A 16508-nucleotide genomic window follows, 5' to 3' on the forward strand; every position below is an offset into this window, starting at 1 on the left:
GCCGCTGGGTCAGGGACGTTCGACAATCGCGGCGACACCCATGCCGCCGGCGGTACAGATTGAAATAAGGCCGCGACCGCTGCCTTTCTCTTCCAGTATCGCTGCCAGCGAACCTATAATGCGCGCGCCGGTTGCAGCAAAGGGATGGCCGAATGCGAGTGAACCACCCTTGATGTTCATGCGGGTGCGGTCAATACTGCCCAGCGCCTGTGTCAGTCCAAGTTTGTCGCGGCAGAATCCTTCATCTTCCCAGGCCTTTAGGGTGCACAATGCTTGCGCGGCAAAGGCTTCATGGATTTCGTAGCAATCAAAGTCCTGCAGCGACAGGCTGTTTTGCTGCAGTAACTCGCTGACGGCGACAGTTGGTGCCATCAGCAGGCCTTCGCCGTGTACGAAGTCAATGGCGCTGCTGCGGCCACCCGTCAGGTAGGCCTGTATGGGCAGGTTGTTGGCGCGCGCGTATTCCTCACTGCATAACAGCACGGCGGCTGCGCCGTCGGTCAGGGGTGTGCTGTTACCGGCAGTCAGGGTGCCTGAGCTGCGATCAAAGGCGGGCTTCAGGGAAGCCAGTTTCTCCAGGTTGCTGTCACCGCGGACATTATTGTCACGACTGACGCCCTGATAGGACGAAACCAGTTCGTCGAAGAACCCGGCTTCGTAGGCAGCAGCTGCCTTAATATGGCTTTCCATCGCCAGTTGGTCCTGGTCCTCACGCGATATACCCCAGTCCCGCGCCATCAATTCACAATGCTGACCCATGGACAGTCGAGTGCGCGGCTCGCCGTTGGCCGGTGGTTGAGGTGTCAGTTCGCTAAAGCTGAAGCCCTTGAATTCGCGAAAGCGGGCTTTTAGTGTCCGTGCCTGCCCAAGCTTGATCAGTCGGCGTGCAAACTTTCGTTTGAAGACAATGGGTGCATCGCTGGTGGTATCAGTGCCGGCGGCAATGGCACATTCAATTTGCCCGGTCGCGATCTTTGCCGCCGACATTAACGCTGCCTGCAGGGATGTACCACAGGCCATCTGCAGAGTAATACCCGGTGTTGCTGGCGACAGGTCAGTGCTCAGTACGGCTTCACGCGCCAGGTTCCAGTCTTTACTGTGGGTGGTCACTGCACCCGCCAGAACTTCGTCGATTTTTTTGCCAGCGAGATTAAATTTTTCACTCAGCTGCTGCAATGTGTCAGACAGCATGTCCAGATTGCTCAGATCCGAATAGGCAGTGTTGGAACGACAAAAGGGGATACGCATGCCGCCGGCAATAACCACACGGCGCAGTGTTTGGGTTTCCTGTGTAGAATTAGTCACTGGTCTGTTTCTCCTGCCCGGCGTTGGGTTTGGTTGCTGCTTCGGCTTCGGCTTCGGCTTCGGCGTCGGACGTATTGTCATTTTTAATATTCGTTGAATGGGCGCTGTCTGCCACTTTCGGCTGGCGATCCCGGTTTTCAAGGTAATGCATCGGGCCGCCGCGGAAGGGAGCGAAACCAGTACCAAAAATCATGCCTGCATCCAGCAGGTCGGCGTCGGCGACGACACCTTCAGAAAGTGCTGCCTTACACTCATTTATATAAGCGCCGATCAGTTTTTCGGAAAGCTCTGCCAGATTGTGATTCTCCGCAGCTACGCCACGCTTCACGGGTTTGTCATTCTCCCAGACATAAATGCCCTCGCCTGATTTTTTGCCGAGTTTGCCGTCGTCAACCAGGGCCTGAATAAAATTTTCCTGGGGACTTTGTGATTCCTCGCTGGCCCCCTCCTGCAATACCTCGGTTACCATCAGGCAGACATCGAGACCAACAGTGTCCGCCAGTTCGACAGGTCCCATGGGCATGCCAAAGGCCTCGGCGGCGGCGTCCAGCACTTCTGCGGGCACACCTTCCTGATGCAACTGCAGTGCCGTCATCATGTAAGGCGCCAGCACGCGATTGACCAGGAAGCCGGGAGTGCTCTTGACCGGCAGTGGGAAGCGACTGATCTGTTGACAGAAGGCAGCGCCTTTCTGGCGATAGCCCGAGTCGGTATCGGGTCCGTACACGACTTCAACCAGGGGCATTTTGGGTACCGGGTTAAAGAAATGCAGTCCAATCAGACGAGACGGATTCACTAAGGAGCGGGCCAGCGTTTCCAATGGAATGGCTGAGGTATTGGTCGCGAGCACGGCACCGTCTTTAAGTCTGGGCTCGATGCTTTTGAACAGTTCCTGTTTGGCCTCGGCATTTTCAAAGATGGCCTCAATGACAACGTCGGCGCGTGGCACCAGGTTGGCGTCCACGTCCGGCCGCAACCGTGCCAGCGCCGCTTTGACTTTGTGGGTGTCGCGCAGTTTCTTTCGGAACAGCTTCTCAGCGCGCTTCAGGGCCGGTTCGATGTATTTCATCTCGCGGTCCTGCAGGCTCACATCCATGCCGCGCAGTACGCACCAGGCGGCAATGTCGCCCCCCATGGTGCCGGCGCCGATGACGTGCACATGGCGCACATCAAATTCGGTACCCTTGCCTTCGGCCTTGAGACGTTCCATCAGGTGGAATGTCCGGCGCAGACCTTCTGCGGTCGGAGTTACCATCAGTTCCCCGACAGCCCGTGCTTCTTCCTGCAGCATTTTATTGCGATTGCCACCAAAGCGCTCCCAGGTATCGATAAGACGATACGGTGCCTGGTAGTGGTCGGGGCGGGCCTTCTTTTGTGTTTGTTTGCGCATCTGCGCGGCGAGCAGTTTGCGCGCAGGCCAAAAATTGCTCAGGCGAGCGACGAGGCCTGGTTTCCGGCTTTTTTTGCCGGCCATGATGGCGCGGCGGGCTGCCCAGATCAGTTCTTCGTGTCGGCCGATAACCTCATCAACGAGTTGCACAGACCTGGCAGCGCGGGCACTGATTTGACGAGTGGTCAGCATCAGTTCCATGGCCTTCATGCCACCCATGGTGTGAACGGAGCGTGCCGAACCGCCAAAGCCGGGGAATATGCCGAGTTGGACTTCAGGGAAACCCAGTCGGGTTGAAGGCACATCCTTGGCGATTCGGTAATCGCAGGCCAGCGACATTTCCAGGCCGCCACCCAGGCAATAACCTTCTATCGCCGCCACCGTGGTGCAGGGCAGTTTCTCCAGACGGGTAAACATGCCGTGCACCCGGGAAATCTCATTGCTGACCTTGTCCGCTGAGCTAAATCCTTCAAACTCTTTAACGTCGGCGCCAAAGGCAAAACCGGTGGTCTTGCCTGACATCAGTACCAGGCCCTTGGGTTTTTCCTTTTCGGCGAGTATGACGATTTGTTCAAACTCTTCCAGCACCGCACGCGAGAGGGAATTGACGCGTTCGCCCTCCCGGTCGAGGCGGGCGTAAATGATGTTGTCCTGATCACGGGACAGGTGCCAGTGCCGGAAGCTGTCATCCGTCACATCAGGAATGGATTTTGTGTTGTCAGTGTTTGCAGAAGACTTGCTCATGAATACCTCGGGCAGTGGTGTTGCTGCTGAATGAATTCATTTTGCCTGAGGCCGGCCACTGTTACAAATGGCACAATGGGCCGCCTCAGGCGAAAGCCTCGTTTAGCGCAAAAAAGACCTACCAGCCCAGGGCGTGGCGCATGACGTGATAGATATAATGTTGTTCGTGAGTGCTGTGGATCAGATGTGCCCAGGGGCCACGGGCATAAATGGCCACGTCTTCGCCAGCGTGGCCCTCTGATTCCAGCGGCACCAGGGCTTCCTGATGAAAATCGGGGTGGGTGGTATCCACTTCACGCAGATTGGCCCGGCCTGCTGCGCCGGGTATGCCATAACGACGATCGCCGCCACCTGCCTCGGCGAAGCCCAGACCGTCGCGGTACCCCAGTGTGGTGTAGGGCATATCGTCGTTCGCGATACTGACGCCACTATGGGGATGACCATGATCGTCATTACCGACAACGGCGCCCAGAATTGGGTTACCCCGGGTGGCGTAGCCACCCATGGTCAAGGTATGACTGTGGTCGGCTGTGACAATGATCAGGGTATCGCTGTCATTGGTCATGGCCATTGCTTTCTGGACGGCAGCCGACAGTTCCCGGGTGTCCTGTAATGCCCGGTAAGCGTTGCCGGCATGGTGGGCATGATCAATGCGACCGGCTTCCACCATCAGGAAGAAACCTTCGTCCTGGCCTTGTTGCTGCAGCACGCGGATGGCTGTCTCGGTCATGGTGGGCAGGTCCGGCTCGCTCGCATCATCACCGGCGCGATCATGTGAATAACGCATCTGTGAGCGACTGAACAGGCCCAGAACGTGCCGCGTTGTTGTTGTGTCGAGTGCGGCCAGTTGATCTTTGTTCCAGATAAAAGCGCTGTCGTTATACTTTTGCAACCATTCACGGGTCAGGTTGCGGCCATCAAGGCGTTGCCCTGCCTGACCGGTCAGCGATTCCGTTTCCGACGTGGGCACAAAGGCGGCCAGACCGCCGCCCATGGCGACATTAATGCCTGTTCCAAAGTCGAAGGACAGCAGTTGGGCCGCAATATCCTGACAACCATTGGCGATGGCTTCCTCGCTAAGGTTGGCGTCACTTTCCCAGTTGCGCTCGGGGCTATGGGCATAGGTCGCTGCAGGTGTGGCATGCGTGATGCGCGTGGTGGTGACAAAGCCTGTGGCCAGGCCGCGCTCAGCTGCGTCCTGCATCAGGCTCGGCACTTCTTTGCCCAGTGAAGACTGACAATCGGCGCGGTCCGCATATTGATTGACGCCAATGACGCCCGCGCGGGTCTTGATGCCGGTCATCATGGCGCTCATGGTACCGGCCGAATCAGCCGTCTGTTGATTGGTGTTGTAAGTCTTGGACAAGCCAACATAGGGGAAGCGCTCAAATGTCAGCAGGTTCTCTTCGCCGGCGCTGCCCTGCATCTGGGCATCAAAAATACGTGCCGCGGTGATGGTAGAAATGCCCATGCCGTCGCCGACAAAGAGGATGACATTTTTGGCACGATTGGTGTTCGGCGTTCTGGCCAGTGCGCGCTGCAGTTCCGCCTGGCCCAGTGCCTGCCAGTATTCTGGTGATTCTTCAGCCGGCGCCGGGTAGAACGTCTGCGCCGTTGCCACTGAGGTTGCGGTCGTCAGTATCAGCCCCATTGCCAACCCGGCACCTGACAGGCCGCGCCGGGCGAAGGGAAGAGTTGATAACAGCGTTCGGGGCGAATGCAGGGTTGGCATGGGTTCAATCCTGGAATGTTGGTTGGATTTTTGATTTTGCAGGCATGTCCTGATATTTCAGTCATTGTGACCAAAGAGCTTATCAGCTGCATGACAATGTGTCGCATTGTTGTGCCAGACTGGGGGCGCATCGTCGTATTTAGTGGTGGCCGGATAAAAATGAACGCATTCCAATTTCGGTCAATCCCAGTTATTCTGTGGGCTACAGCTTTGCCATGATGTTCGCGAGGAACACGATTTATGTTTTCAATGATTATGAAGTTCATGCGGGATAACAATGTGCTGCCACGTATCTCAGACACCGAGAGACAGGCACTGGAAGCCGGCACAATCTGGATAGACGGCCAGATCTTCTCCGGCAACCCGGATTTCGGCAATATGCTTGAGGAGCCCTACAACCAGCTCTCGGCCGAAGAGCAGGCATTTATGGACGGCCCCACAGAGACGCTGTGTCAGATGATCGACAGTTATCAGATCACCACATCGCGCAAGGTTCCCGACGCTGTTATCGACTATATCAAGCAAGAGGGCTTCATGGGCTTGCTGATCCCGAAACAGTACGGCGGCAAAGAATTCTCCACGCTCGCTATTTCCTCGATTATGGCGAAAGTAAACGCTTACTGCCCGACAGCTGGTACCTTTGTTGTGATTCCCAACTCCTTGGGTGCGGCTGAACTGCTGAAACACTATGGCACCGAGGAGCAGAAGGATAGCTATCTGCCCAGGCTGGCCAGTGGCGAGTATGTGCCCTGTTTTGGTCTGACCGAGCTGACGGCCGGGTCTGATGCCGCATCAATCAGGGCAGAAGGCGTTGTGTTCAAGGACACCGACGGCGAAACCAAAATTCGGCTCAACTTTCGCAAGCGTTACATCACACTGGCACCTGTCGCCAACCTGATTTCGCTGGCATTCCAGATGCACGATCCGGACAACCTGCTTGGTAAAGGCGAGTATCCGGGAATTTCCGTGGTCATGTTGCATAAAGGTACAAAAGGGCTGACAAACGGCGATCATCACCTGCCTATTGGCATGAGCTTTTATAACGGCCCCATCATCGGTGAGGACGTGATTGCGTCGCCTGAGCAGCTCATCGGCGGTCCGGAGTATGCCGGGCAGGGCTGGCGCATGCTGATGGAGCAGCTGGCCGGCGGGCGTGCTGTGTCGTTGCCGGCGGGTGCCATTGGCGGCATGAAACTGGTGGCGGCGGCGACCGGTGCCTACTCCATGATTCGTCATCAGTTTGGTATCCAGATTGGCCTGATGGAAGGCGTACAGGAAAAAGTGGCACGCATCGCCGCATTTGCTTACATCTTTGAAGGTGCCCGGGTTTACTCCTGTTCGGCACTTGATAACGGTCAGCAGCCACCCGTGATTTCGGCACTGCTGAAGTCGAGCAGTACAGATTATGGCCAGCGATCGCTGATTGATGGCATGGATGTGTTCTCCGGTGCCGGTGTCATGCAGGGGCCGCGCAATATCCTGGGTGGCGGCTACAGCAGCGCCCCGGTGAGTATTACGGTTGAAGGCGCGAACATCATGACACGTACGCTGATTACGTTTGGCCAGGGTGCCACACGTTGCCATCCGTACGCACTGCCCCTGGTCAAGGCTGTCGAAGACAACGATGCCAAGGCATTCCGTCAACGTCTGCTAGGCTGGTTGTGGCATACCGTGAGTAATTTTTTCCGCAGCAAGGTGCGCGGCCTTACCCGCGGCTTTAGCGCCGGCAGTCCGGAGTCGGGCGAAGTCGCGACCTACTACCGGCGACTGGCGTGGGCTTCATCACGCTTCGCCCTTCTGGCTGACCTGGCGCTTTACCTGATAGGTGGCAAGCTCAAAGTCAAAGGCAGCCTGGGTGGACGCTTCGCTGATGCCCTGACCTGGCAGGTGCTGGCATTGTCGACGCTGCGTCGATATAAAGCCGAAGGTAACAAGCCGGAGGATTTGCCCATTGTCAAATACAGTTGCGAGTTTGCACTGGCGCAGATTCAGGACGCCTTTGAGGGTATTCACGCCAATTTTGATGTGCCGGTTGTGGGTTGGTGGTTGCGAGGACCGTCGTCATGGTTCCTGCGACTTAACCCGCTATCGCGTGGTCCGTCGGATGACCTGATTCCGCAAACGGCAGGTGCCATTCAGCAGCTGAATGACCAGTATCGACGCTTCACAGACGGTATCGCACCGTTCGCCGAGGACCAGCCTGGCATGGGCACTCTGATGAAAGCATTCCGTCTGCACTCGGAAGCTGTGCCAGTGATGAGCAAAATTCATCAGGCACAGAAAGAGCGCAAAATTGGCAAAGGTTTGTCTTTTGATGTGGTTGATGAGGCTTTGACTGCCAACGTCATCGGCGCCGATGAAGCGACACTGATGCGGGCCGCCAATACGGCGGCAATGGCAGCGATTGAGGTTGACGTGTTTGCGCCGGAGGACTACTTTCAGGAAGCATGATATCGCTGTCAGCATGCTGTCTGGCGAAAACTGAATGAATTCATTTGACCTGTTCTGGTGCCCGTGATACTAAATGTTCGCGTGGTACCAGACTAATAACAAACAAAGAAGTGGTCCTATGAATTCGAATTTTCTGCAAAAAAAATCCGTCAGCCTGTCCCTGTCCCTGGCGTTGCTCACGGCAGGCCTGATCAGCTCATCAGCCATGGCTCAGAATGAGTACCAGACGCCAACAACCGACTGGGGCGTACCTGATCTTCAGGGCATCTGGGATTATTCGTCCAGAACCGCGCTTGAGCGTCACCCTCGCTTCGAAGGCAAGCTGACGGTCACTCAGGAAGAAGCTGAGCGCCTGGTGCCGTCGCTGCAGGAATATACCGACGCCCTGGAAGAGCGAGGTGCTGAAGCACCCGGTCCGCATAACGTGGGCGGGTACAATGCCTTCTGGATCAACCCCGGCGATTTTCTGGCAGTGATTGATGGCGAATTGCGCACATCGCTGGTCATTGAGCCCGGTGATGGCAGGATACCCTGGACAGAGCAGGGTCGCGAACTCCGGGCAGCGCAACGGGCCACCATGGCCTATGAAAATATGGATGAGAATGATGGTCCTGAAGGACGTTCGCTGGCCGAGCGTTGCATCCTGAGTTTTGCATCGATTGTTCCGTTCATGCCTTCGCTGTACAACAACACTACCCAGATTGTGCAAAGCCCGACTCACGTCATGATTCTGGCGGAGATGGCGCATGATGCCCGTGTCGTCAAGATTGGTGGCCAGCACGACCCGCATAATGTGCCACGCTGGCATGGTGACTCAATTGGATACTACGAAGGTGACACCCTGGTTGTGGAAACGATCAATTTCCACCCGGAGCAGGTCGCCCGAGGCAGTGGCTATACGTCGGCCAACGCTAAAATAACGGAGCGCTTTTATCGTGTCAGTGAGCGCGAGTTGCGCTATCAGTTCACCATTGAAGACTCCGAATTGTATGAGACGCCCTGGACCGGCGAGCTGCCGATGTATGCAGCACCTGACCTGTACGAATATGCCTGCCACGAAGGCAATCATTCAATGCCCGGGATTCTGATGGGTGCGCGTGTTCTGGAACAGCTGGAAGACGAGTAGCTGCGATCGACCCGCTGATCAGTTGCAGTGGCCGGGTTGCTGGGCAATCCAGGCTTCTATCAACTGCAGGCCCTGGTCATGTACCAGACTTCGGCCCAGCTCCGGCATCAGTACGCCGGTTTCCTGGCTGGCGATGCGGTAGCTGAGAATGGAGTTTTCCGGCTGACCGGGCAGGATTGAGAAACGGTGCCCGCCGGCGCCGCGACCGGCGGCTACAGGCGGTTTGCATACACCCAGTCGCATGGCTGAGGTTTCCCCGGCATGCAGGAACAGACCGGATGTATCGCCGCTGCCGCCAGGCTGATGGCAATGCCCGCAGTTGATATCCAGATAAGCGCGAGCACGTTGTGCGATTGCCTCTTCCGAATCTTCTTCGTGTACTGAGTCACGCCAGACGGCATTTGCCGGAATCTGCTCAGGAGCAGGTAGATCGGTCAGCCAGCCGCGCTGCTGCCAGACATCCAGTTGCCTGGTGTGTTCGCCGTCATCCAGTGCGACCAGGCGGTTCAGGTGTCGCGCTGCCGGACCGATCGGCGACAGGTCGCCCTTATTTTGATCCAGTACATGACAACCAGCGCATTCGTTGCGATTGGGTACTACGTAGGTCAGCGTCGAGTCCTCAAGCGGCAGTCGCTGAATGTCTCCAGCGATCTGCAGAGTGGCCTCGGTCTGTTCATTGTTCCAGACGTAAGGCAGTGCTTCCCAGCCACTGGGCTGATGCACCAGCAGGCGGGTTTCGATCAGTCTGAATCTGTCCAATGGCAAAGCGCCACCGATAACGGCAGACGTGTTGGCGCCGGCCTTGAGCAGGCGAGGCTTCTCGTCTGAACCGGCACCCTCTGAATCATTCTCGGTCACTGCCGGCGTTGCCACGGGATAATAAAAAGTTTTACTGATGATGGTGCCGACCGGAAACTCAAACGTGTCAGTGTCCTGGTAGCGGGCAGCGGTACCGTCGGGCAACCAGACGGTGCGTAGTTTGAGTGCATATTCGCTGAACAGCGGCGTAGCCAACTGATAGGGTAATATTTCCGGGTTGAGCGTCAGCTGATGCCCCTGTTCGCCTGCATTCAACTGAAACAATTGCCAGGCTGACAATTGCGCCGGGTAATTGTCGCTGTCGAAAAACCTTGGTTCCGGTTGCTGACATGATATCAGCAGCCCTGACAGACCAATGGCCGCGGCAGCGGCCAGACGCGCAGTGAATCCGGAACCAGGCATATGTTAGAGCCTCTTCGTGTTTGGTCAGGCCTGCTCTATGTCGGTCAGGCCTGTTATTCCGCGGTCAGCCCTGCCGGCAGCGTCACGGCTGCCAGTTTGCTGTGCTGGCAGGTGTGGGCGCTCATATCGACGCGGGGGTTAGTATTGTTGTTGGCGGCATCAATGTTGAGCACGCTGGTATCGCCGTTATCAACACAAATGGCATAGGTCATGTCATTTCGTTCCGGGTGTGTGACACCGTCCCAGACAACATCGGGGAAACTGCCTTCGTCGCCAAACAGTGCCTGGCGCAGCATGTCGAGTTCCGCGCGTCCGGGTGCGTTGCCGCCCTCGGTAAAGGTGTTGTTATAGATGTAGATGGTTTCGGGGTAGGGGTCAAATGCTTCCGCCATTTCGCGTTCCGAATAACCGGCACTGAAGTAGCTGGAAATCAGAACGTTGGCGGTTTTGTTGTGACCTATATCGTTGTCAAAAATTTCCACCTTGTCATTGGAGTTGATGATAATGCCTGAGCCGGCAGGCACACTGGCGACCGCAGTGCCCGGTGGCGCAAAATTGTCAGTGTTGTTCTGGTGCACGCGGTTGTTGTAGACGCGTGTGGTATGACCTTCCACCGGCAGGTTGGGCATGTTGAAGATCAAAATGCCACCGGTGTTGTTGACGGCATCATTGTCATAGACATCGGCGCCAATGGTGTTCTCGATTTCAATGCCGGCAACATTGTATTCAGCACGATTGCCGCGCACGATGACGTTCTGTGACTGACCAACATAAATACCCGCGTCGGAGGCGGCGATGGCAACAGAATCTTCAATCAAGGTGTGTTGGGTCTGCACGGGGTAAATACCATAGGCGCCATTATTGGTATCAGGGCCGTTGGTCCATTCGGTGCGTACCCGGCGTATCACGATATTGTCGCCGCGGGCTATTTTCAGGGCATCGCCACGCGAGTCTTCAATACCGATATCTTCAATGGTGAAATTGCTGGCATTAACCAGTAGACCTTCGCCGCCGGTAATCTGGTCTTTGAAAGACAGAATGGTCTCGTCCATGCCAGCGCCGCGCAGGGTTACGTTGTCAACATTCAGGGTCAGGCTGCGTTCAAAATTGAATACCCCTGCTGGCAGAGTAATGACATCACCCGGTGTGGCTTCAAGAAAACGCAGTTGCAGTTCAGCCGACGGGTCAGTCATTACATCGCTGCTGCTGGCTGTAGTGGCGTCCGGTGTTGCTGGAGTATCGGGGGAACAGGCCGCCAGGACAGTAGCCAGTGTCATGGAAATTATGAGGTAATGCTTTCGCGAACCGAAGGGAATCTGGTACATGAACTGTTGCCTCGTGCAGATGTCGATTGTAGGCAATCGAACAGGGTGAACAAGCGTTTTTGTTGTCGTTCTACTGCTGGTCAAAAGCTAACCGTTATTGCCTGTTTTTGCAACTCACATGCAGAGGAGATAAGCTTTCGCGATGGAAACTGACACCGCAGATGACTGGAAGACGTCGCTCTACGAACGCCTTGCCGAGGATGATGAAGGTCGCGTCTGTAAAGACATCAGCGACGATGCCTGCCGGGAGACTCCAGGAAACTTTCTGGCGACCCTGATTGCCAATACCGCCAGCAATGTTGCGGACCGCCTTTCCAGTGCCAAAACCACACTGCCATGGTTGTTAATGCAGGTGGGTGCGCCTGCATGGATTATCAGCCTGCTGGTCCCCATTCGCGAGTCCGGCTCCATGTTGCCGCAGATGCTGATTGGCGCGTGGGTGCGTGGACAGGCCATCCGGAAATGGGTCTGGGTCGGCGGTGGCGCCATTCAGGGCTTGTCACTGCTGTTGATGGTCTGGTGTGCGTTTACGCTACAGGGGCTGATGGCCGGGCTGGCAATCGTGGTGTTGTTGACCCTCTTCAGTCTGGCCCGGGGCGCCTGTTCCGTCGCCTACAAAGACGTTTTGGGCAAAACCATTCCGAAAACACGGCGCGGCCGGCTGTCCGGCTGGATCAGCGCGATTGCCGGGCTGGTCGCCTTCTTTGCCGGGCTTTGGCTCAGCATCGCAGGCGATAGTGAAGCCACCGGCTTCTATGCTGCGTTGCTGGCTGTTGCTGCAGGTTTATGGTTGCTGGCAATCATGGCCTATGCGCGTATTCGGGAGTTTCCGGGTGCCACTGACGGTGGTGCCAATGGCTTCACGGAAGCGTTTTCGCAATTGTCCCTGCTTCGCGACGACAGGGCGTTTCGTCGGTTTGTGGTGGCAAGGGCACTGGCCATGGGGTCAGGGTTGGTGGCACCTTTTTATATAGCGCTGGCGCAGGAAGATCTTGGCAACGCAGCGTCGCTGCTGGGTATTTTTATCGCTGTCGAAGGTCTGGCCGGCCTGCTGAGTTCACCTGTCTGGGGACGATGGGCGGATCGCTCGAGTCGACAGGTTTTTGCGATCGCGTGCACACTTGCCTCCATGACCTCACTGGGCGTTGCCGTCTGGGCACTGGTGGGGGCGTCAACGACGGTGTCGCAATGGTTCTATCCGATCGCGTTTTTTGTCCTGGGTGTCTCCCACGCCGGGGTAAGGCTGGGGCGAAAAACCTATCTGGTTGACATGGCCGGGGGCAATAAACGCACTGACTACGTGGCGGTGAGTAATACCGTCATCGGCTTGCTACTGCTGTTGTCCGGGGTGCTGGGTGCCTTGGCGGCGATGGTGTCCGTGCCGCTGGTAATTACCTTACTGGGGCTGGCGGGATTGCTGGGCGCCGGCCTGAGTCTGCGCTGGCCTGAGGTGTCGGGTTAGTAGCTGTCGGGCCAGGACGTGTCGGATTAGGAGGCGTCGAGCCCGGTGGGCGGGATCAGTTCGGGTCCGGTTGTGGCGTCACCGCGAGTGATGAATTGAAATACCGTGGATCACCTGACACTTCTTCGCCTACCCAGTCCGGTACTTCAAAGCGGGTATCCTCGGCGGGCAACTCGATTTCGGCCAGTACCAGGCCCCGATTATCGCCGTTGAATACGTCGACTTCCCAGATATGACCGGCATATTCGACGCGATATCGAATTTTTTCAATCAGCGGTTTGGGGCACAGTTCAGTCAACATTTCTTCTGCGTCAGACACGGGCACCGGGTATTCGTATTCAGCGCGGGCATAACCACGGGTCGGGCCTTTGACGGTAATAAATGCCTGCGCACCGGCAATGCGAACCCGCACCGTGCGGCCGTCGCCAGAACAAAGATAACCTTGACGGTAGTCGACACCGGTATCGTTGGGCTGCCAGCGACTCTTGATGACGCGGTATTTACGCTCGATTTCAACGGCCAAAAGAAACTCCGGAAATTACGAGTTCAGGTTCAGGTGTTGCAAAATAAAGCGACGCAGATCGTCGGCGCTGTCAGGGCGGCCCATCGTGGCAACGGCATCGCCACGGCCATTGAGCAGGACCAGCGAACCGTCACTGAGACTATGGGTTTCAGCAAAGGCAACGCCGTCAGGGTGGCCCGTGTGTATCAGCAGGAACACCACCTGGTCCTGGAACTCCGGATACAGTGCCTGCATTTGCTCGATGGTACGCTCGCCACCCATGACGTGAATCTCACGCAGCATCACCAAAGCAGGTTTACCTTGGCCAACCTGACTCAGATCACTGGAAAAAGTGGCCTTAGGCAATAGTTGCCACAACACCAGGCTGACAACTGCCAGACAGCCCAGAATCACCAAGAATCTGACAATTTTTGAGGACGCCGACCTGGAAACGGGGCTGCTTTGGTTCATGATCTAAAACTCCAGTCTGATGGGCGTAGGCCGCTGTGTGTGCTGCATTGCATTCAGGCAAGGGCAGAGAATACCATGGCTGACACATGTCCCACTATAGACTGTACGTTGGCAGTTGTCTGGGCGACACAGGGGTGGGGCAATCTGACAAGTCTGCGTTATACTGCCATCCGCGACAAAGGGGATGTATGTTTAGTTTGCCCAACTGGCTCAGACAGCGCTCACAGAAAAAGAATGGCATATCGCTTGGCCGCGAGGAAAATGAGCGGCTGAATCAATTTGCCCGCAGTGTCCGGCGCGTGCGTATGTCGCGCAGCCTGCTGGGTCTGGCATGGACGGCGGGGCCGGTCACCGCCATCGGTCTGTATGGTGGTTATTACATCGGTTTTGGCCAGGCACCTTCCAGTCAGCAACTCGTCTACTTTGTCAGCTTTACTGTTCTCAGTGGTCTGATCGCCCTGATCGCCAAAATTGTCTATGACAGTACCCTGGGTTACGCGACCGAGCGTGCTCAACTTTATGTCGTTGAGGTCACTGACAAATTGGGCGATCTGATACTGGCTGCGCGCAACCTGATGATCAGCAATCTTGAAGGTGACATTCGTCAACGTGAGGCCGCCACGCAACTGCTGCAGAGAGCCGACTTGCCCCCTGACGGCGTTGCCATGGCCTGCGAGCAGCTGACCGGTGATGCTGAGATGGGTCGAATACTGGCAAGTATCGATAATTTCCGTCGGGCGGGCCTGCACTCCCGAATCGCTGACATACACGAGGCGCACAATGAACATTTCGCCAGCGTCATTGCCGAACTGCATCAGGTTGCACCGCAGTCGGCTGACGTATTGCGGCAGCGATACCTCGGCGAGATCGGCAATCTGCGCCACGGTACACCACGCACGGAACACTTTATTGCCCGGGTTCTGGCTGCGATTGAGCAGGACAATCTGTTGCTCATTACCATGCAGGACGTTGAGTCCATGCTGGTATTGTGTTTTGAGCTGATCAATGGCCGCGAAATACCGATGCTGATGTTTGACTATCGGGGTCGTTGGCGTCTCGCGGCCGCTCTGGATCGAATGGAGCGCAAACGCAGCCGTTATCGTATCGCGCAGGCAGCGGGCAGTAACCGGATACGGGGGCTGGCGTCATGGCTGGTTGAAGTCGATGTCATGAGTTATGACGACGTGCCGGAAGGGCTGTCGTCGGGGTTGTTGGTCGAACGTGTCGGCAATGCGCTGGACGCGCTGGCGCTGCGTATAAGAAAGGATGTTGATGCCATCAGAAAGGGGAATTCCGGTCTGCGTACAAGGCTGCGCAGCGATGCTGAAATTATGGCCAGTGCCCTGCGCCTGTACCGCATTTCCCATGAATCGTTCAAACGCATCGGTGAGTTGCATGTCGAATTCCTGGTCACGGTGGAAGACTGGAACCGTATGATGGCTGATGCCCATCTGGATGATGAGGAGTTGCAGATAGGGCCCCGTGGCCGCGGTGTCCGGATCCGTGAACAAGTTGTGGGACTTGACGAGGAGGAGCGCAAGGAGGTCTGCCGAACTCTGGCGAGATATCTGCGTGAACAGTATCTGGAGGCACACGAGACCAAAGGTCTGTTTGAACGCCGCAGTGACAAGGACAACCCGCTTACACTGGACAGTGCCCGACAGCTGGTCATTGAAGTTGCGCTGGCGCTGGAGCCTCATATACATCTGTCCTATCCGGATGTGCAACGCGGCATCGGATCAACGCTGGAAACATATCTGGGAGACCTGGAACCGGGAATGAGTGCCCAGGAAAAGAAATTGCTCGCTGAATCGATGGCGCAGGATGTGGTAGAAGACATGAGTCATGCGGCAGAACATCTGGCGGTGGCACTGGTTCGGCACTACCGGGTTAATCTGACCGACGATGCCAGTCAGTTTCTGCACGAGACCTATGGCGCACGTCAGTCGGTTCTGGACATATTAAGCCAGCATCGCGGTAGCGACGAGATCTCGCAAAGCCTGCTCGCGGGCAGGCCTGCGATAGTGCCGCCAGCGCAGCGAAGCTGGTATCGGGCACTGGTGCATGCCAAGCGGCTGGTGGGCAGTGAACGCTTCATACCGCCCTGGTCGGAGCGTCTGTAATATCAGGCTTTTGCTGAGGGGCGCTGCGAAACCCGGTCATACCATGCCTGCAGATGGGTCTGGTCCGGCTGAATGCGCTGTGAAATAACACGATTAAAATCTACGGTGCACAAGGCGTTAACGTCAGCCGCAGTAAACTGATCGCCGCAGATGAATTCACGATCGGCGAGCTGTTTGTTCAGAAAATGCAGGAACTTTGATGCCTGTACCTTGCACTCTTCACCCCATTCCGGAAACGGTTTCATGCGGTCTTTGAAATATCCGGTGGTATGCTGAAAGGCCATGCCAGTCGGGGTCATGAAGTAGAAATCAATCCAGCGCAGCCACTGGTCAACCTGTGCTTTTTCCAACGGCGTACGGCCCAGCAACGGTGGCGAATCCGGGAATGCTTCTTCGAAGTAGCGGCAGATTGCCATGGTTTCGGCGATGCAGGCACCGTTGTCGAGTTCCAGCACAGGCACTTTTTTCATGGGGTTACGCGCGACAAATTCCGGTGTCAGGTTTTCGCCTTTCTGCAGGTCCAGCTGAATGATCTCGACGTCGTCCAGCAGGCCTTTTTCCGCGAGGAAAACGCGAACACGTCTGGGGTTGGGTGCTGTGCGGGTTTCAAACAATTTCATGATCTACTCACTTGTTTTGGGTTTTGTTTATGATAA

12 protein-coding genes are annotated in these 16508 nt (G+C 56.4%); 4 read left to right on the forward strand and 8 right to left on the reverse strand.

The window, feature by feature from the left end; translation table 11 throughout:
- Positions 1 to 9: 9 nt before the first annotated feature.
- The 3 genes from PHACT_RS11750 to PHACT_RS11760 form a co-directional block, all read right to left on the reverse strand.
- A complete protein-coding gene (locus tag PHACT_RS11750; protein WP_281201732.1) occupies positions 10 to 1305 on the reverse strand; it encodes an acetyl-CoA C-acetyltransferase in 1296 nt (431 codons plus the stop codon).
- Positions 1298 to 3439, reverse strand: coding sequence for a 3-hydroxyacyl-CoA dehydrogenase NAD-binding domain-containing protein (locus PHACT_RS11755; RefSeq protein WP_070117941.1), 2142 nt, complete (start codon positions 3437 to 3439; stop codon positions 1298 to 1300). The genes PHACT_RS11750 and PHACT_RS11755 overlap by 8 nt, the downstream gene beginning before the upstream one ends.
- Before the next feature lie 118 nt (positions 3440 to 3557).
- Positions 3558 to 5171: an alkaline phosphatase gene (locus PHACT_RS11760; RefSeq protein ID WP_070117942.1), complete on the reverse strand. Its 1614-nt coding sequence runs from the start codon at positions 5169 to 5171 to the stop codon at positions 3558 to 3560.
- A 240-nt stretch (positions 5172 to 5411) separates the two neighbouring features.
- Here PHACT_RS11760 and PHACT_RS11765 point away from each other — a divergent pair, with 240 nt between their 5' ends.
- Together PHACT_RS11765 and PHACT_RS11770 are read left to right on the forward strand one after the other, a co-directional pair.
- On the forward strand, positions 5412 to 7622 hold the full coding sequence (locus tag PHACT_RS11765; RefSeq protein WP_070117943.1) for an acyl-CoA dehydrogenase: 2211 nt from the start codon (positions 5412 to 5414) through the stop codon (positions 7620 to 7622).
- A 118-nt stretch (positions 7623 to 7740) separates the two neighbouring features.
- On the forward strand, positions 7741 to 8748 hold the full coding sequence (locus tag PHACT_RS11770) for a hypothetical protein (RefSeq protein ID WP_070117944.1): 1008 nt from the start codon (positions 7741 to 7743) through the stop codon (positions 8746 to 8748).
- An 18-nt stretch (positions 8749 to 8766) separates the two neighbouring features.
- On the opposite strand, the gene PHACT_RS11775 is transcribed toward PHACT_RS11770, so the two are convergent.
- Positions 8767 to 9969, reverse strand: a complete 1203-nt coding sequence (locus tag PHACT_RS11775) for an SO2930 family diheme c-type cytochrome (protein ID WP_070117945.1) — start codon at positions 9967 to 9969, stop codon at positions 8767 to 8769.
- 53 nt (positions 9970 to 10022) lie between these two features.
- Positions 10023 to 11246, reverse strand: a complete 1224-nt coding sequence (locus PHACT_RS11780) for a parallel beta-helix domain-containing protein (RefSeq protein WP_139141571.1) — start codon at positions 11244 to 11246, stop codon at positions 10023 to 10025.
- A gap of 190 nt (positions 11247 to 11436) precedes the next feature.
- Between PHACT_RS11780 and PHACT_RS11785 the strand changes: the two genes are divergently transcribed.
- Entirely contained in the window at positions 11437 to 12756 is a 1320-nt protein-coding gene (locus PHACT_RS11785) for an MFS transporter (RefSeq protein WP_070117947.1), read from the forward strand.
- 55 nt (positions 12757 to 12811) lie between these two features.
- On the opposite strand, the gene PHACT_RS11790 is transcribed toward PHACT_RS11785, so the two are convergent.
- Together PHACT_RS11790 and PHACT_RS11795 are read right to left on the reverse strand one after the other, a co-directional pair.
- On the reverse strand, positions 12812 to 13279 hold the full coding sequence (locus PHACT_RS11790) for a CYTH domain-containing protein (RefSeq protein WP_070117948.1): 468 nt from the start codon (positions 13277 to 13279) through the stop codon (positions 12812 to 12814).
- Between the two features lie 15 nt (positions 13280 to 13294).
- A complete protein-coding gene (locus PHACT_RS11795) occupies positions 13295 to 13729 on the reverse strand; it encodes a hypothetical protein (RefSeq protein ID WP_070117949.1) in 435 nt (144 codons plus the stop codon).
- Between the two features lie 188 nt (positions 13730 to 13917).
- On the opposite strand from PHACT_RS11795, the gene PHACT_RS11800 reads away from it, so the two are divergent.
- Positions 13918 to 15852: a lysozyme family protein gene (locus PHACT_RS11800; protein ID WP_070117950.1), complete on the forward strand. Its 1935-nt coding sequence runs from the start codon at positions 13918 to 13920 to the stop codon at positions 15850 to 15852.
- 2 nt (positions 15853 to 15854) lie between these two features.
- On the opposite strand, the gene PHACT_RS11805 is transcribed toward PHACT_RS11800, so the two are convergent.
- On the reverse strand, positions 15855 to 16472 hold the full coding sequence (locus tag PHACT_RS11805; protein ID WP_070117951.1) for a glutathione S-transferase family protein: 618 nt from the start codon (positions 16470 to 16472) through the stop codon (positions 15855 to 15857).
- Between the last annotated feature and the right edge of the window lie 36 nt (positions 16473 to 16508).

It is taken from the genome of Pseudohongiella acticola (genome assembly GCF_001758195.1).
In the GTDB taxonomy this organism is placed as follows: Bacteria; Pseudomonadota; Gammaproteobacteria; order Pseudomonadales; family Pseudohongiellaceae; genus Pseudohongiella; species Pseudohongiella acticola.